This is a genomic window from Campylobacter lanienae NCTC 13004 (genome assembly GCF_002139935.1).
Lineage (GTDB): Bacteria > Campylobacterota > Campylobacteria > Campylobacterales > Campylobacteraceae > Campylobacter > Campylobacter lanienae.
Map to the genome: position 1 here is coordinate 374,415 of NZ_CP015578.1, position 18,051 is coordinate 392,465.

18 protein-coding genes are annotated in these 18,051 nt (G+C 33.4%); 10 read left to right on the plus strand and 8 right to left on the minus strand.

Features of this window, described 5'->3' with window-relative positions:
- Complete coding sequence (gene mgtE, locus CLAN_RS01925) at positions 1–1,356, plus strand: magnesium transporter (RefSeq protein ID WP_100590457.1); 1,356 nt, start codon at positions 1–3, stop codon at positions 1,354–1,356.
- Positions 1,341–1,934 (plus strand): NUDIX hydrolase, encoded by a 594-nt coding sequence (locus CLAN_RS01930; RefSeq protein WP_100590458.1) that lies wholly within the window; start codon positions 1,341–1,343, stop codon positions 1,932–1,934. The genes mgtE and CLAN_RS01930 overlap by 16 nt, the downstream gene beginning before the upstream one ends.
- Here the strand turns inward: CLAN_RS01930 and CLAN_RS01935 are convergent.
- The 5 genes from CLAN_RS01935 to CLAN_RS01955 form a co-directional block, all read right to left on the minus strand.
- Positions 1,931–2,890 carry a cation diffusion facilitator family transporter gene (locus tag CLAN_RS01935; RefSeq protein WP_096018156.1) on the minus strand — a complete coding sequence of 320 codons (960 nt, stop codon included), beginning with the start codon at positions 2,888–2,890 and terminating at the stop codon, positions 1,931–1,933. The two genes, CLAN_RS01930 and CLAN_RS01935, sit on opposite strands and share 4 nt — an antisense overlap.
- Positions 2,891–2,893: 3 nt before the next feature.
- Complete coding sequence (locus tag CLAN_RS01940; protein WP_100590459.1) at positions 2,894–4,648, minus strand: Na/Pi cotransporter family protein; 1,755 nt, start codon at positions 4,646–4,648, stop codon at positions 2,894–2,896.
- The gene (locus CLAN_RS01945) at positions 4,648–5,364 is read right to left on the minus strand and encodes an EI24 domain-containing protein (RefSeq protein ID WP_096019056.1); all 717 of its coding nucleotides are present in this window, start codon (positions 5,362–5,364) and stop codon (positions 4,648–4,650) included. The genes CLAN_RS01940 and CLAN_RS01945 overlap by 1 nt, the downstream gene beginning before the upstream one ends.
- Positions 5,361–6,056 (minus strand): dUTPase, encoded by a 696-nt coding sequence (gene dut, locus CLAN_RS01950; protein ID WP_096016029.1) that lies wholly within the window; start codon positions 6,054–6,056, stop codon positions 5,361–5,363. Before dut ends, CLAN_RS01945 begins: the two co-directional genes overlap by 4 nt.
- Before the next feature lie 94 nt (positions 6,057–6,150).
- Entirely contained in the window at positions 6,151–6,684 is a 534-nt protein-coding gene (locus CLAN_RS01955; protein ID WP_096019944.1) for an ATP/GTP-binding protein, read from the minus strand.
- Positions 6,685–6,784: 100 nt separating this feature from the next.
- Here CLAN_RS01955 and CLAN_RS01960 point away from each other — a divergent pair, with 100 nt between their 5' ends.
- The gene (locus CLAN_RS01960; RefSeq protein ID WP_096013599.1) at positions 6,785–7,192 is read left to right on the plus strand and encodes a hypothetical protein; all 408 of its coding nucleotides are present in this window, start codon (positions 6,785–6,787) and stop codon (positions 7,190–7,192) included.
- A 19-nt stretch (positions 7,193–7,211) separates the two neighbouring features.
- Here the strand turns inward: CLAN_RS01960 and CLAN_RS01965 are convergent, their stop codons facing one another.
- From CLAN_RS01965 to CLAN_RS01975, 3 genes are read right to left on the minus strand one after another with little or no spacing between them, the layout of a single operon-like run.
- A complete protein-coding gene (locus tag CLAN_RS01965; RefSeq protein ID WP_096013598.1) occupies positions 7,212–7,586 on the minus strand; it encodes a response regulator in 375 nt (124 codons plus the stop codon).
- Positions 7,583–10,402: a hybrid sensor histidine kinase/response regulator gene (locus CLAN_RS01970; protein WP_096021734.1), complete on the minus strand. Its 2,820-nt coding sequence runs from the start codon at positions 10,400–10,402 to the stop codon at positions 7,583–7,585. Before CLAN_RS01970 ends, CLAN_RS01965 begins: the two co-directional genes overlap by 4 nt.
- Positions 10,399–11,055, minus strand: coding sequence for a hypothetical protein (locus tag CLAN_RS01975; RefSeq protein ID WP_100590460.1), 657 nt, complete (start codon positions 11,053–11,055; stop codon positions 10,399–10,401). Before CLAN_RS01975 ends, CLAN_RS01970 begins: the two co-directional genes overlap by 4 nt.
- Before the next feature lie 152 nt (positions 11,056–11,207).
- On the opposite strand from CLAN_RS01975, the gene rpmH reads away from it, so the two are divergent.
- The 7 genes from rpmH to purL all read left to right on the plus strand — a co-directional run bounded on the left by rpmH (position 11,208) and on the right by purL (position 18,049).
- Positions 11,208–11,342 (plus strand): 50S ribosomal protein L34, encoded by a 135-nt coding sequence (rpmH, locus tag CLAN_RS01980; RefSeq protein WP_086224853.1) that lies wholly within the window; start codon positions 11,208–11,210, stop codon positions 11,340–11,342.
- 8 nt (positions 11,343–11,350) lie between these two features.
- Complete coding sequence (gene rnpA / locus CLAN_RS01985) at positions 11,351–11,686, plus strand: ribonuclease P protein component (RefSeq protein WP_172618493.1); 336 nt, start codon at positions 11,351–11,353, stop codon at positions 11,684–11,686.
- 75 nt (positions 11,687–11,761) lie between these two features.
- Positions 11,762–12,103 carry a membrane protein insertion efficiency factor YidD gene (yidD, locus tag CLAN_RS01990; protein ID WP_096013595.1) on the plus strand — a complete coding sequence of 114 codons (342 nt, stop codon included), beginning with the start codon at positions 11,762–11,764 and terminating at the stop codon, positions 12,101–12,103.
- Positions 12,097–13,656, plus strand: a complete 1,560-nt coding sequence (gene yidC / locus CLAN_RS01995; RefSeq protein ID WP_100590461.1) for a membrane protein insertase YidC — start codon at positions 12,097–12,099, stop codon at positions 13,654–13,656. The genes yidD and yidC overlap by 7 nt, the downstream gene beginning before the upstream one ends.
- Complete coding sequence (locus CLAN_RS02000; RefSeq protein WP_096013690.1) at positions 13,652–14,527, plus strand: Jag N-terminal domain-containing protein; 876 nt, start codon at positions 13,652–13,654, stop codon at positions 14,525–14,527. Before yidC ends, CLAN_RS02000 begins: the two co-directional genes overlap by 5 nt.
- Positions 14,524–15,834, plus strand: a complete 1,311-nt coding sequence (gene mnmE / locus CLAN_RS02005) for a tRNA uridine-5-carboxymethylaminomethyl(34) synthesis GTPase MnmE (protein ID WP_100590462.1) — start codon at positions 14,524–14,526, stop codon at positions 15,832–15,834. Before CLAN_RS02000 ends, mnmE begins: the two co-directional genes overlap by 4 nt.
- Positions 15,835–15,853: 19 nt before the next feature.
- Positions 15,854–18,049, plus strand: coding sequence for a phosphoribosylformylglycinamidine synthase subunit PurL (purL, locus tag CLAN_RS02010; protein WP_100590463.1), 2,196 nt, complete (start codon positions 15,854–15,856; stop codon positions 18,047–18,049).
- The last annotated feature ends 2 nt before the right edge of the window (positions 18,050–18,051 follow it).

An 18,051-nucleotide genomic window follows, 5' to 3' on the forward strand; every position in this document is an offset into this window, starting at 1 on the left:
ATGCCAAATAAAAATTTAGAAGAGGCCAAAGAGCAACTCCAAAAACACATTATAGAAGAAAATGAGCTAAGTGCTGCTGATATCGCAAGCCACCTAAAGATATTAAAAACTCACGATGAAGATGAGTATGCTAAATATTTAGAGAAGCTTGATGCTCACACACTTGGTGAAGCAGCTATGGAGATGCCTGATCACATGCTGCGAGATGTGATAGAAAATCTTCCAAATGACAAGATAGCCGAAGCGATCGATGAGCTAGAAAGTGATGACGCAACTGACCTTATACAAACGATAGAAGAGATAGATGAAGAGAAGGCCAAAGAGCTTTTTAGCTCACTTGAAATAGATAGCCAAAAAGAGATTAGCAAGCTTATAAATTATGAGGATAACGAAGCTGGCGCATATATGCAAACAGAGCTATTTAGTGCTAGATTAGATGAGAGTTTAAGTAGCGCTATAGCTAGATTTCGCATAATGAAACAAGAAGATAAGATAGAAAATGTATTTTCTTTGTTTGTTGTGGATAATGAAGGGGTATTAAGGCACACAATTGCTCTTGAGGATCTTATAACATATGATTTTGATTTAAATTTAAGCCAGATAGTAAATCAAGATGAGGAGAGATTTAAACCACATTTTGCTATTGATAGTGATGATATTAAAGTAGCTGTGGATATTATTATGGATTATGATTTGAGCGCTATTGCTGTGACTAATAGAGCTGGTGTGCTACTTGGTCGTATCACAACAGATGATATTCACGATTTTTTAGAAGAGAGTGCAACTGAGCAAATCTATAATCTAGCAGGTGTTGATGATGATGCTGAAGAAGAGGGACTTGTAAAAACTGGACGTGCTAGGGCTGCTTGGCTGTTTGTGAATTTAATCACGGCGATTTTGGGTGTTATTGTGATTGGATTTTTTGAAAAGTCTATTGAGAGCTTGGTTGCTTTAGCTGTTTTGATGCCAATAGTTGCTAGTATGGGTGGCAACGCTGGTAATCAAACACTAGCTGTTACGGTAAGGAGATTGGCCCTTGGTGAGATAGGGATTGGGGATTTTTGGGTGGTGCTGAAAAAAGAGATTATAATGGCTATTTTTAACTCTTTTATCTTTGCTCTGTTTTTAGGTATTTTGGTGGGGCTTTGGTTTGATAAGCCGATGCTTGGAGTGGTCATAGCAATAGCGCTTGTGGCTAATATCATTATGGCGGCATTTTTAGGAACATTTATCCCGCTTAGTTTAAAGAGAATAGGGCTTGATCCCGCTGTCGGTAGCACTGTGTTTTTAACTACAGCGACAGATATTATAGGATTTTTTGTATTTTTAGGATTAGCGACATGGATTTTACTATAAGCGATTTAAGAGTTGTAGCATTAAAAGAGTCTAAATTTGTTAAGCCATTTAGTATTTTATATAATCAAGATGGCAAAAATAAGCGTTGGGATTGCGTGGAAGCGCATGATAGCGTGAGTTGCTTGCTCTATCATAGGGAATTTGAGTCGTTTTTGTTTGTTAGGCAGTTTCGCCCATCTGTATGGTACTATCAAGAAAAAAATCAAACTCCAATCAAAAATGGCCTTACTTATGAGCTTTGTGCGGGGATTATGGATAAGGGGTTAGATACTAAAGCTACGATAATTGAAGAGATTCTAGAAGAGACTGGATATAGAGTTGGTGGCGTTGAGAGAGTGACTAGTAGCTTTACTGCTCTTGGATTTGGGGCGAATGCTCAAACGCTATTTTATGGTGAGATTGATGAGAGTATGAAGGTTTCAAGTGGTGGCGGCGTTGATGATGAGAAGATAGAACTAATCTTTATAAAGCGTGATGAGATTCTAAGCTTTATATATGATGAGAGTAAGGTTAAAGCGCCAAATTTACAATTTTCGATTCTTTGGTGGTTGATAAATAAAAAGGCTAAATTTGATTAAAGCCATTTTGGGTTTTTAGTGAAGCTCACACTTAGCCAAATTTTATAACTTGGGATATCTAATCCCTGTTCTATCTCATCTCTGATTAGATCCATCTCATCTATATTTTGAATTTTAAATGACTCTCCCATTAAGATATTTACCTCAATCATAAAAAATCTTCCGCTTTTTGCTACATGCGTATCATAGTCGCTAAAATTATATTTTTTGGATATATTTTGAAGTAGGGTATCTATCTTATCATCCATATCTTTTGGTGCGACCATTACCAAATCGGCTAAATTTTTTATAAATACTTTAAGTGGCATTACGGCCAAAATCATAGACAAAACAACCAAAAGCGCAGGATCTAGATATCTAGCCCAGATAGTTTGACTCTCTTTATCAAATAACCAAACCGCCCCAAATACCAAAAATCCACCCATATAAAGCACACTATCGATAAACCACTCTAAACTATCAACCGATATCAATGGAGAGCCTAAAATCTTGGCTTGATATGCCGTATAAAGCCAAATTCCAATAGATAAAAGCATCGAAAAAAACGAATACAACATAGCTTTATCAAATTTAATCTCATATCCACCATCTAATATCTCTTGAATACCATTAATCAAAGCATAAGCACATAAAATTAACAAAATTAAACTTTTAAAAAGATTTACCATCGGCTCAAATCTCATATATCCATATTGAAAGATATCATCATCTTCTTTATAGATAAATTTAGAAGTCATAACACTAAGCAAGATCAAGATAGTAGATAAAAACGCCACCAAACCATCAAAAATAATAGCTTTTGAGCCAATATATATCCCATAAGTAATCCCAAAAATAGCCAAAATAACAGCACAACATAGCGATATTTTTAGAACAAATTGCTCTTTTTGGCTTTGAATTTGGGGTTGTTCTATATTGTTTCTAATTTTCTTATATTTTTGTGGTTGGCTTATCATTTTTTATACGCTTGTCATCTCATTTAACTTTTCATCACTATGATGATGAGCAAATATCATCTCAGCTGCTTTTAGCATACCTTTGGTGATATTTTTCATAAGTGCTGTGTCATTCATCAGTGATGTTGCCATTTTGTTTGTGATTTTTTTGTTGATGATTAGGACATCGAAGTTAAATTCGCTATCATACTCATGATAAATTTTACGCAAATTCTTAATCTGATTTTCTAGCTCATCTGGATCTTTGATAGTTGCGATCTTATACATTATGCGAAGACTTTCTAATATCTCAATTCTTAATTTATCATACTCTTCTTTGGCGTATTGGTTTGAGCTGGTGATGTATTTATAGATATTTGGTTGAGTGTTTTTCATATCTTTTAAGGCTTCAGCCATGATAAGAGCTGCCCTTCTAATATCCATAATTTTGCTTAGTTGCTCGGGCTTAGCGTTGCTTCCGGCTAATACAGCGTAATCTATAATTTGGCTATAAATTTCTTTAAATCTATTATTATATAGCTCATCGTAATCTAAATTTATAGGTATCTGTCTTGCTTTGATTATATCTTTGGCGGGAATATCGCTATGTTGGATATCACCGCTGCTAATGCTAATTGATTTTGCTATTATTGAATTTGCGTTAGAGTATAGATGTAAAAGCTCTTTATTTAAGACTTCTAAGGCGCTATCTTGGAATTGTAATGCGTGCTCATCAAGGTATTTAGCGCTATGGACTTTACTTCTTTTATGAGTATCTTTCATAAATTTATTTAGCATTTTTTCAATAAATGGAATCAAAGGATAAAATATAATTACCCCAATAGCATTAAAATATGATAAAAATACAGCAAGTCTAAGCGTATAATCATCCTTAGCAATATTAAAATAATCGCTAGTTGTATCTGTGATATACATAAATGGAACTATAAAAATAATACTAATAACCGCACATGAAACATTAAATAGCACATGAGCTACGGTGAGCTTTTTACCTTCTATATTGGCATTTATAGAGCCGATAACTGCCATCACAGTTGAGCCGACATTTGAGCCGATTGCTATCCCAACAGCGTTTTCATAGGTTATCTGACCTACGCTTAGGGCGGCTATAGCTAGAGTCAAAGATGCGTGAGAGCTTTGGATCAATACAGTAATGACAATCCCAACAAAAGTATAAACTAGCAATCCTATAACGCCAGACATCGCAAATTGCGATAGATCAATGCTCTCTTTAATATTATCAAAACCGCCTTTCATATATGAAATTCCCAAAAACAAAAGCCCGATACTAAACAAAAAATATCCAAAGCCTTTGATCTTTTGAGTTTTGTTAATCATACATAGCATACCAATTACGATAAGTGGCATTGCATATGCGCCTATATCAACCTTTAATCCAAAACCAGCTAAAAACCAACCAGTGGTGATAGTGGCTAAATTTATCCCATAGATAATAGCAAGACCAGAAGCAAGTGAGATCAATCCAGCACTCAAAAATGATATCGCAAGCACGCTAACAAGGCCGCTTGATTGCATTATAGTGGTGGTAACAGAGCCAAAAATAAAGCTTTGGAAATTGCTTTTAGTCATTTTTTTTAAAAAGCTCTCCAAACTTGCCATCATAGAAAAGCTCTTTTCTAAAACACTCATCGCATATAAAAATATACAAACTCCAAAAATAATAGTCAAAAAGCTCTGACTAATATACATTAAGATAGATATTAAAATTATAAAGCTAAAAAATAGAATATTTTTCATCAAAATCCTCTTGAATTTTTCTCTAATAATATATGAGCTAAAAATATTACAAAAAATATCTGTAAAAATATCCCCAAAAACGGCATTAAAGTAAGAATATAAAATACAACAGAAGCGCTAAAAAATTTAACTCCACCGCCCTTTTGTAGGTCTATTTCAAAAATCAAGCTATCAGATGTATTGCTAGCTACATCAATTAACATAAGGCGATAAAATAGATAAAAAAATGGTAAATTTAAGATAAATAAATTAATAATAGGGATAAATAAAAGTGGAATTGTGATTAAAAAAATGAGTATAAATTTAATAAAAGTTACGCAGATTAAGCCAAAAACTCTAGCGTTGCTAGGTGATGGAGTTGTGTTGTAATTATAATATTTTTGATTGATAAATTTAACTATATATGGAGTCAAAAATCCTGTTATAATAGCAGCGATTATCACACTAAAAATAATAGCTAAAAATATGCTGATTAGATAAAATGATGAAGTTAGCATAAATTGAATTAAGCTAAGCGATAATAGCCAAGCGATGAATCCATCGCCGTTAGCGTAGGCATCTAAATGGGATTTGGCTAATATATTAAAGATATCATCCCCAAAATATAGTGTAAGCCCCACCAAGCTAATCAAAGAGATACTAAGAGGCAAAAAGGCAAGTAAGATAAATCTAATTGTGAAAAAATCCCTAAATGAGCGTTTGATTATACTATTCATTTTATATTTTTATAGCAAATTTCAAGTTTAGAGTAAATTTCATCTACGCTATTTACGCCACTTTGTAATATCTCATTCATCACGACATTATCTTCTACGCCGTTCCAAATTTTTTTGTATGTACCATCTTTGTAGCCGTGGTCTTGGCGGAATTTGTTTAAGACATTTTTGCCTATATAAATATCAAATAATTTTTGTAAATTCACACCGCATTTTAACGCCACTCTAAAATAATCTCTTAAAAGATCAAAGAAATTTAGATTAAACCCGCTACAACGATGGATTATAAGCTCTGTATCGTGTATAATCTCATATATACTATACTCTTTAATATTATAAGGCTCTTTGCAAAATTCATTAAATCCGCTAGTTGCTACTATATCATCGCTTAAATTATCTATATTGCCAATAGCATTTATCTTATAATTTTCTAATCCCAAACTCATAATAAAATGCCAAATATCCACAATCTCAATAGCGATATTATCTACATCTAATGGTGCATTTATCGCCTTCCAGTGCTTCCAAGCAAAGCTATCTATAAGCTCAGCACACTCCATATAAATACAACGCTTCCAGTTGATTAATTTGCCATCTTTGGTTGTGCCTTTTTCCCAGCCAATGCCGTTGGTATCATCATTTAGTTGTTGTTGTAGATATAGCATCTCTTTGATTAAATTTCTATATATCATATTTTTGCCTTGAATTTTTAAAATTAAGGATTATACAATAATTTAGTTAATATCTGAAATTAGCAATCAATTTAAGCTTGCCAAATCAGCAAGCTTATGCGTAGTAGTTTAGGCTATTTTGCGGTTTTATCATATTTTCAAATAGCTTATTGGTCTGTTCTAATAGGGTTTTATTGATATTATTATTTGTAGTTTTATTCTCTTTTAACATCTCATCAAACATATCTAAAAGCGATCTTTTTAGCTCTATTTTACTCTCATCGCTATTTAAATTTGGCAAGGATTTTTTAAGCGAATTTGCGATATTTGATATGGTTTCATCGCTAAATGGCTCATTATCTTTGATCTGTTTCATAAAATCATCAATTTTTGGGCGTAGCTCTTCCATCGCTTTTGCGATTTCGACTCTATCTTGTTCGCTTAGACCATTGTCGCTACTTAGTTCAAATTTATATCCATAAGAGTGTTTTAAGCTAAGAGTTTGCTCTTGGGAATTTTTCGAGCTTTTATTAGAGTAGTTAAGCTCTTTATTATCATACATTGATAGGTTTATCGTATCGCCTGAGCTGGTTTTAAAAGAGTAGTTAAAAGCATTGTAAGATGCATTTGCGTAGTTGCTATTTACCATGATTTTTCCTTTTAAATATTTGCCTTTAAATCGGCTAAAAAATTATTTGTTTAAGCCAAATTTGGCTAAAATCAAGCAAAAATAGTGCCAAGAAGTAAATATGAATGAGAATATAATCAAATTTATCAAAAGTGAGCATATATTAACCTTAGGGGTTAATGGAGAAGATGGGGCTTATCTTTGTAGCTGTTTTTATACATTTTTAGAGCCAAATTTGATTATTGTGGCTTTTGGTGGGGATAGCTATCACTATAGAGCGATACAAAATGATAATAGGGTTTTTGTAAATATCGCTCTAAAAACTAATACAATAGGCAAAATTCAAGGCATCCAAGCCAAGGGGATAATATCTAAAAGCGATCTAAAAGAGCATAAAAAAGCCTATATATCACGCTTTGCATATGCTGGATTTGTGAAGCTAAATTTATATAAGATTGAGTTAAAATGGCTTAAATTTACAGACAATAGCTTAGGGTTTGGCAAGAAAATTGAGCTAAATTTGGATTAAATTTATAATTAAATTTAGCTCACCCATTGGCGATCTTTTTGATTAGTTTATTTAGTGGTTTTTTGATAATTGGCTTTACTAAAAAGTCATAAACTCCAAATTCCAACGCCTTTTGCTTTTGAGATATATCGGTGCTAATTGCTATTATAGGGATATCTTGTAGATATTGCCTTTGTTTGAAGTTATTTAAAAACTCAAACCCATCAAGGCGAGGCATATAGATATCTAGAAGTATTAAATTTATATCAAATCTATGCTCCAAAATCTCCATCGCCTCTAGCCCATCTTTGGCTGTGATGAAATCATCAATATAGATATTTTCAGCCAAAATTAACTCTAAGAGCTTTAAGGTTATTTCATCATCATCAATCGCAAGAATATTTAATTTTGTCATTGTAATAGCTCTTTTATCTCTTTTTCTAGCTCGGATTTGCTGATATTTGTGCTGATTATTTGAGCAAAATGTGCTTTTATATGTGTTGGAATTTTGATATTTGGCTCTACAAATAGCGCAACTTTGCTCTTAAATTTATGTAAATCATAGCTAGCTTCTAAGATATTTAATATCCTTTTATCATCAAATTGATCATTATAATCTATCAAAATCAACTTATAAGCTCTACTTTGTGTAATCTCTTCTAGCTCATCTATGGATTCTATTGTATCTATCATATGGCAGACTTTAGATAAGACTGCGTGGTAAATTCTAGTCTCCATTTTGCTTTTTTTAAATAGCAAGATATCTCTTGTATCATCAAGGGCATTTATCGGATCTTTATTATCAATGCTAGATAAGATCTCTATAATTTGCGATTTTAAAAGCGGTTTTTGTAAGTAGTAATCAAATAGCAAATTTGTCTTATTGATCTTATCTTTAGGATTTGTAAGAATCGCTATAATAGGTGTTCTTTCTATATCTTTTTCATCTTGGGTGTTGATGATATTTGTTGTGGCGATTATAGCGTTTTGTCTATCTAGCGCAATATCTGTAAAAATCGCATCATAATTATTAATCAAAGTAAGCTCATATAGGCTTTTGCCATCATAAACCACATCTACATTACTACAGATCTCTTCAAACATATCTTTTGTTTTTTTGCTGGTGTCATTAGTGGCAACTAGGATTTTGAGATCGTATTTTTGCGTAGATTTTAAGCTATTTAAAAGGGCATTTATCAAAGAGATCAAGCTAGGGCTAAATCCGTGATTTAACTCTTGATAATCTATATTTTTCGAATTTTTCTCATCTTTGAATTTGCCTATAACTGGCGTTATATTTGACTCTACTGATACGCCAAGATATTTTAAATATAGATTTATAATCTCTAAATTCTCTTCATCAATATCATTTTTATTGATCGATACCTTAGAGCCTTTAAAGATATTGGCATAATTTTTATCTTTATGCGGATGGAGTTTTAGGGTTAAATTTAGATTAAATTTGCTACCTTTTTTAAGCTGGCTTTGGACTTCTATCTTGCTTCCTAACATCTTAGCGTAGTGGCTGATTATACTTAATCCAAGGCCTGTTCCGCCATAAGTTCTTGAGAGATTTTCATCTGTGTAGAAGTTTTCAAATATCTTATCAATAGAGCTTTGAGAAATTCCTATTCCATTATCTTTAACGCTTAGATTAAAGCTGATATTATCATTTGTAGATGAAATTTTCTTTATATAGATAGTGATTTGACCGCCATTTGGGGTAAATTTGATAGCGTTGTCAATCAAATTTATCGCAATTTGTCTTATCTTCTCTTCATCACTAAAAACAGTTACCATAAGCTCTGGATCTATATAATAAGTCAGATTTAAATTCTTAGCCATTAATCTATTAAAATATGAGCTTATAATATTATCAAATAGATTATAAAGCAAAAACTCACTCTCATAAATTTCACTATTTCCGCCTTCTATTTTGGCCATATTTATGATATTGTTTATCGCTTTTAATAGAGTTTGGCTGCTTTGTTCTATTATATCAATTAGCTCTTTTTCATCTTTGCCTAATGAGTGGCTTTTTAAAAGCTCTATAAAGCCCATTATGCCATTTAATGGAGCCTTTATCTCGTGTGATATATTTGTTAAAAATACGGTTTTAGATCTGCTATCGCTTTGGGCTATATCTTTTTGAGCGATGATTTTATCTAGGGCGTCATTGATGATTTTGTGGCCATTTTCTAAGGATGCTTCTGTGGTGCCTTCTGGTAGATTAGCTGATGAGACTGATTTTATCTTATCAATAATTTTTGATAGATTATAGATATTGGCTTTGATATAATTTTTCGTATAATATGATATCAAAATCAAAGTAATACTAAGAATCCAAACTATAAAAGCGATAATAGAATCATATAAAAGCCATTGAGTGAATTTATCTAATTCAGACTCTATTTGTGAGCTTATGGACTCTTGAATTTGATAAGCAAATCCCAACTCTTGACTGATTAGATCATAATATTTTTGCGCTAGATATTGGCTTGGAGAGTCGTTTTTGATAAGTTCAATCGTAAAGGTGCTAAGATTGTTAATCGTCTGTTTATACTCATTGCTATTAAATATCGATTCTATCGTGCTTTTAGCTAAGCTATCTGGTAAGTGCCCATAATCTAATTTATTATTTCGTATCAGATCAAGCCATAATAGTAACTCTTCAGAATCTAAGGCTCTGTGATTTATGATATTTGCTACTAAATCCCTTTTAGCACTTATAGCTATGGTATTTGAGTATGATGAAACAAAGGTAAATATAAATAAATTTAATCTATGAGATATATCGTAATCTCTAAGCTTTAAAATCTCATCTTTAATAAGTGAGTTGATATCTCTAAAATAGCTTGAAATTTCAGTTTTATTGAAGTTTGGATCATCTAAGGTGTGGCGAATTTGAGTTAGAGAGTTAAGTTTATTTAAGATATTGGATAAATCCATTCTATTGTGATGAAGCATATTGATATGTTCAATTGTGCGATCTGTAATTTGGCGATTTAGCTGTTTGCTTGTAGGGTCGCTTATTATCATCTCTTTATCTAGCTCTTTTGAGAGATTGACTAGATCTAATGCTATGCTAAATTTGTATTTTAAATCTTTTAAATTCACATTTATATTATATTGAGAGATTAAATACCAACTAGATATCAAAAATATAATAAACAGAGGTATAGTAGCAATCAAACGCAAAATTCCAAGTAGGCCAAATTTTGTTATTTTCATTCTATCTCGCTTTTGATTATATTTTCTATATTGTTTATAAGTTGTATATATTTTAAAAACTCTTCATTTAATAGATTTTCATCATTTGTAGATTGAATATTAATTAGAATTTGACAAAATTCAGTTAATTTAAGATCCGTTGCCATCTTGGCTAAATCTTTTATATCTTGATTAGCGTCTATTAATAAAAGCTTTGCTTCATATAAAGATTCATATTTCTCCTTAGCTATTTTAGTGAATTCTAAAACTCTATGCTTAAACTCAGCAGCATCTAAGCGACTAATATACAAAATATCCCAAAGCCACCTAGTTTGATCGTTAAAAAATGATAATCTATTGCCATCATAGAGCAATTTAACGCTATAATAATGCTCATTTCTATTTTTTAAATTCACAACTTCAACGGCGATTTTAGCACTTATTATATCGCCATTATCAAGCTTAATTTGCATATCTTGAATATTTGATTGTGATTCAGAGATGATGAGGTCTATATAGTGTTTTTTAGCGTTGTATAATGGGCTAGTTTCTAAAAAATACTCACTAACATCATTACAACTTCTAAAAAAATCCTCAGGAGTTAAAAATCCAAATAATGATAAGCCTTCGCTACTAATACCGATCATTTCATAGTGTTGATTATAAAGTATCATATTAAATTCCAAAATAAATTTCGTGATTTTAGCGTAATTTGGTTTAGATAGAATTTAAATAGATATAACTAAGGTAAATTTATAAAATTCAAAGCAGTTTAAGTAATATTTAGATACAATCCAAAACTTAATTTTACCCAAAGGAAAAGTTTATGAAAAGAACTTATCAACCACATAAAACACCTAAAAAACGCACTCACGGCTTCCGTGTCAGAATGAAAACAAAAAACGGCCGTAAAGTAATAAGCGCTAGAAGAGCAAAAGGTAGAGCAAGACTAGCTGCTTAAGAGCTAAATTGAAAATTAATAAATTTGACTCTATTAGCGATGCTAAGGAGTTTAGCAGAGTATATCAAAATGCCAAGAAGTGGCATTGCGATTTAGCGATTGTCTATTTTTTGGAGTCAGATACGAGTAGATTTGCCGCAGTCGCAAGTAAAAAGATAGGAAAAGCAGTTGTGAGAAATAGAGTTAAGAGAGTTTTTCGTGCTGCGTTTTCTACTCTTAGCAGTGAGCTAAAAAATGGTATTTATATCTTTATAGCAAAAAGCGGAGCTGATAAGGTGCCTTTTGATAAAATTTGTAAGAATTTTAAATGGGCGTTAAAAAGGATGGACTCTATAAAGCAGTGAGCGCTTTTATCCTTTAAGTAGCGGATTTAGTGCTCTTGTGTTCATTCTGTTTGCAAAATTATAGGTGCAAATTCGATGAAAATTGCTACTAGTTTGGTTGTTTTTTATAAAAAATATATTTCACCACTATTACCAAGGTCGTGTAGATACTATCCTAGCTGTTCAGAGTATGCTCTTTGGCATTTAAGCCATAGTGGCACCATAAGCTCTATATTTGCTATTACTCTTAGAATTCTGCGATGCAATCAGCTCTTTAAAGGCGGTATAGATTATCCTATTATTAAAAGGAAATTCGCCTCATCTTATATATTTTTCAAACATAGTTGTGTAGAGCCGAAATTTTGGCTCATTAAACAAAAAAAAGATAAATTTTATTTAATAAAAGCATTTGACTTATCAAAGGATAAAAAGTGTTAGATAAACTTTCAACCCAAAAAAGATTGATTATAGCTACGGTTATATCTGTGTTATTTTTTATCGTTTATGATGCATTCTTAGCACCAAAACGACCACTAGATATCAATAAAACCATAGAGCAAAATCAGAGCGCTCCAGCCACCAAAACAGAGGCAAATCAATCCCCAGCACCAAAACAGACAAGCAAAACTATCGCTACAATAGATGGCGCTACCTATACAGCTACAATTGATGAATTAGGTAGAATTAGCACTTTTACTTTAAAAGATTCTAAATTTAAAAACGAAAATGGCGAACAGATATCTCTTTTAAAGCCTAGCTCACCACTTCCATTAGAAATTCGCTTTTCAAATAGTGCTATAAATAAGGAGTCTTTCAAAGTAGCATATAGCACAAATAGTGATAAAATAGACGCTAGCACAGCCCCAGCTACCATCACTCTTAGCCAAAAATTACAATCACTAGAGGTGATTAAAAATATAACTTTTTATCCAGATGGCTCATACGATCTTGATCTTAAAGTAAGCTCAAATGATGAATACTTCATTAGCGCAGGATTTCGCCCAGTTGTAGCAGTAGATGGATATACTGTTCATGGGGTTTTGCTTAGAAAAGATGATGATAGCTTAGAGATAATCGAAGATGGTGATGCAAAGGGCAATGAGATCTTTAGAAGTGTGGATTTGCTAGCAAATAGCGATAGATACTATACTACGCTATTTTATGATGATAAGAGATCTATGGAGGTCTTTATCCAAAATGATAATGAAGATAATACTCTAAGCTTTGTTAGAAATATTGGAAATTTCACTGCTAAGGGTTATATCGGGCCAAAAGATTATAAAATTTTAAAATCGATCAATCCAAGCTTGGTTGATACAATTGAGTATGGTTGGTTTACTTTTATTGCTAAACCGGCGTTTTTGTTGCTTGATTGGCTATACTCATTTATAGGCAATTGGGGCTTTGCTATTGTGGCTTTGACTATTATTATACGAATAGTTTTATTCCCGCTTACATATAAAGGGATGGTATCTATGAATAAATTAAAAGATCTAGCCCCTAAAATGAAAGAGATCCAAACCAAATATAAAGGCGATCCACAAAAGATCAACGCCCATGTAATGGAGCTATATAGAAAACATGGCGCTAATCCTATGGGTGGATGTTTGCCAATTTTAATCCAAATTCCAATTTTCTTTGCAATTTATAGGGTTTTACTAAATGCTATTGAGTTAAAGGGTGCTGAGTGGATTTTATGGATTAATGATCTTGCGGAGCTAGATCCATACTTTATATTACCGATACTTATGGGTGTTACTATGTATATCCAGCAGCACATTACGCCAACGAATTTTACCGATCCTATGCAAGCTAAGATTATGAAATTTCTACCTTTGATATTTACATTTTTCTTTATCACTTTCCCAGCGGGGCTTACACTTTATTGGTTTATCAATAATCTATGCTCAATAGCACAACAAATGGTTGTAAATAGAATATTTGAGCGACATAAATCTCAAGAGATAGCGGAGAAGCGTCATGGGCATTAAAATTGAAGCTAAAGATTTACAAAATGCATATATAAAAGCAGCTAACGAGCTTGGCTGCTCTGCTATGAATTTAGAAGTTACAGAGATAAGAGCGCCTAGAAAGGGCTTTTTAGGCTTTTTTCAAAAAGATGGGCTTTTTGAAGTAGTTATAAAAAAAGATGATGAAAAAAGAGTCAAAAAGCCTAAAAATGACAGAGTAGAAAGAGTAGAAAAGAGCGAAAAATCGCATAGATTAGATAAGCCTAAACACCATAAATTCGAATCCAATAGTAACGATGATAAATTTGATACTCCTAGTATTGATATTAAAGCTGAGCCTATAAAGCCAGCACCCAAAAAATCCACTTTAAATATAGATCAATCTATTTTTGACTCATTTCATAAATTTGATGATAATCAATCTAGCGTATCTTTGGATAATATCTTATTAGAGATTAGAGCTGGGCTTGATAGATTGCTTAAGGCTAGTTCATTTGATATTGAGATTGTAGAGCTATCGATTTATGACTCAGATACCATATATATCAAACTTGATGGCGGTGACGCAGCACTAATGATTGGTAAAGAGGGTTATAGATATAAAGCACTTTCATATCTATTGTTTAATTGGATAAATGCTAGATATAATAAAGGAATTCGCCTAGAGATAGCTGAATTTTTAAAAAACCAAGAGAATGGTATGAGTCTGTATCTAAGCACAATTATAGAAAGAGTAGAATTAATAGGCAAGGCGCAAACCAAGCCACTTGATGGAGTTTTAGTCAAGATCGCATTAGAGCAGTTAAGGCAGAGATTTCCAGATAAATATGTTGGGATCAAAAATAGCGATGAAGGCAAATTTATCGTTATAAATGATTTTCATAAAAAATGAATATAGTAGCACTCGCAACTCCGTATGGCGTTGGTGCCATATCTATCATTAGGCTTAGCGGCACAGATGCTTTGAGTATTGCGAAAAAAATTTGTGGTGATTTAACCCCTAGAATCGCACATTTAAGGGATTTAAAGGATAAATTTGGCAATATCTTAGATGAAGCAATTGTGATATATTTTAAGGCACCATTTAGCTTTACTGGTGAGGATGTGGTGGAGTTTCAGACTCACGGCGGAGTGGTTGTGGCGAATTTGATTATTGATGAGATTTTATCACATGGGGCTAGAATTGCTAATCCGGGTGAGTTTAGCAAAAGAGCACTATTAAATGGCAAAATTGATCTAGCTAAAGCCGAGAGTATCCAAGGATTGATAAATGCTAGAAGCGAGGGTGCGGCTAAAATTTTAGCTAGAGTTATGAGTGGCGAGTTGGCTCTGTTTTGCGATAATTTGCGAGATGAATTGATATCGGCTTTGGCTTATAGCGAGACTTGTATTGACTATGCTGATGATGATTTACCAGCTGATATAATGAATCAAATCAAACAAAAATTAGAGCAAATTTCATCAAAATTAGATAATATAGTATCTATTTCAAATTCCAAAAAAGGGTTAATCGATGGCTACAAAGTAGCAATAATCGGCACACCTAATGTAGGCAAAAGCTCTATTTTAAATTCACTTTTAAACTATGAACGAGCCATAATCAGTGATACCCCAGGAACGACAAGGGACACCATCGAAGAACAGATCAAAATCGGCACCCATTTAGTGCGTATAATCGACACAGCAGGGATTAGGCATAGCGATCACGATATAGAAAATATCGGCATCGAATATTCCAAAAGAGCAGCAAATAACGCCGATATAATCATCTGTGTATTTGATAGCTCAAGGGTGGCTAATAGCGAAGATATGGAGATTTTAAATTTCGTAAATAGTCTAAATAAAAAGGTGATTTTTGTTTTAAATAAATCTGATTTGGAATTTAAATTCGATCTTAAACTTGATGCGATTTTGCTTAGTGCTAAAGATAATTCTAACGCTCTAAAATCATCAATCCAAGAGTATCTAAACTCACAAGATACAAATGAGATAATGCTAAGCTCAAATAGACAGATAAAGGCGTGCGAAGATGCTAAAAGTGCGATAGATAGGGCACTTGAGTTATTAGATGAATCCGTGCTTGAGCTATTTGCTTATGAGATAAATATAGCTATAAAAGAGATAGGCAGTATCACAAAACCGCTACAAAATTCTGAAATTTTAGATAAAATGTTTAGCAATTTTTGCCTAGGAAAATAAATTTAAAAAGGAGAAATATATGGATAAAAAGACAATACAAGCACACAAAATTAGCGATGATGAGTATGAAAAGATATTAGAGATTTTAGGCCGTGAGCCAAATTTGCTTGAGCTTGGTATATTTTCTGCGATGTGGAGTGAGCATTGTAGCTATAAATCTAGCAAAAAATATCTAAATGGCTTTCCTACCAAAGCCCCTTGGGTACTTCAAGGTCCAGGCGAAAATGCTGGGGTGATAGATTGCGGTGATGGTATTGCAGCTGTATTTAAGATGGAGAGCCATAATCATCCAAGCTTTATAGAGCCATTTGCTGGCGCTGCTACTGGAGTTGGTGGTATTTTTAGAGATATTTTTACGATGGGTGCGAGAGTTGAAGCGAGCATGAACTCACTTAGATTTGGTCAAGTGCGTGGCGATACAAAGACTAGTCGCCATCAACGCTATTTAGTAAAGGGCGTAGTATCTGGTATCAGTCACTATGGCAATTGTATGGGTGTGCCAACAGTAGGTGGTGAGACTACATTTGATGAGAGTTTTAATGGCAATATCTTGGTTAATGCTTTTGGACTTGGAATTTGTAAAAGCGATGAGATATTTTATGCTAAGGCTGAAGGTGTAGGAAATCCTGTTATCTATGTCGGTTCAAAGACTGGTAGAGATGGCTTAGGCGGGGCTGTGATGTCAAGTGATAGCTTTAATGAAGAGAATAAATCTTTAAGGCCAACCGTTCAAGTAGGCGATCCATTTGCTGAAAAGCTATTAATGGAGGCTTGTTTGGAGCTATTTAAGTGCGATTATATTGTTGGAATTCAAGATATGGGCGCAGCCGGACTTACATCAAGTAGCTTCGAGATGGCAGGCAGAAGTGGTAGTGGTATGAAGATGTATCTAGATAGAGTTCCTATGCGTGAGAGCGGAATGACTCCATATGAGCTAATGCTTAGCGAATCTCAAGAGAGAATGTTGATTTGTGCTAAAAAGGGCTATGAAGATAAGATTAAAGAAATATTTGATAAATGGGATTTGGATGCTGAGATTATAGGTGAGGTAACTGATAGTGGTATAATGGAGCTTTATTGGCATGGAGAGCTAGCTGGTAGTGTGCCGATCGCTCCACTTAGCGAGGCTGCACCTATACTAAATCGCCCAACTAGCAGACCAAAATACCTTGATGAAATTTCAAAAATCACTATAAATAACCTACCAAAAATCAGTAATCAAGATGCCTTTAATCTACTAATTAGAGATTTAAATGTATCAAATAAGAGCTTGATCTATGATCAATACGACTCAACAGTAGGCACAAATGTGATTAAAAAAGCTGGTAAATTAGGCGCTGCTGTGATGAGAATCAAAGAGAATAATAGATCCATTGCTATGGGTATGGAGTGTAATACAAGGCATAATTATGTCGATCCTAAAATCGGTGCGGCGGCCGCCGTGGCAGCTAGCGGTAGAAAGGTTGCTATGAGTGGGGCAACTCCACTAGCTATTACTGATTGTCTAAACTACGGCAATCCACAAAATCCAGAAGTTATGTGGCAGTTCGCACAAGGTTGTGAAGGGATCAAAGAGGCATGCGCAGCGCTTAATACCCCGGTAGTTAGTGGAAATGTAAGTTTGTATAATGAAACAGATGGAGTTAGCATCCAGCCTACGCCAAGTATAGTATCAGTAGGCGTTGGCGATAGAGCTGATAGAAATTTGATTAGTGAGTTTAGCCGTGATGGTGTGGGTATCTATCTTTTAGGCAAAACCACAGGCGAATTCGCCGGATCGCTATATATGAAAGCGGTGGCAAATTTATGCGCAGGAGAGTTAAAAGAGATAGATTATAGAGCTGAAAGAGCGCTTTGGGATTTGGTGATTGAAGCTAATAAAGATGGAATTTTGGAATTTGCTAATAGCGTTGGAGTTGGCGGTATAGCTATTACTTTGGCTAAGATGGCGGCTGTTAGCTCTATTGGTTTTAGTGGTGAGATTAAATTTAGCGATGATCGCTTTATCTTTGATGAGAGCTTTTCTAGGGCTATTGTAGGGGTTAAAGATGAGCTTAAATTTAAAGATTTGGCTAAAAAATATGGAGTTGAGCTTATCAAAATTGGCTTAAGCGGTGGCGATGAGTTTGTTTTAAATGATATTAAAATTAGCTTAAAAGATCTGCAAGATATCTATTTTAGCGAGTTTGCGACTATTATTAAAAGTGAAGATTGATA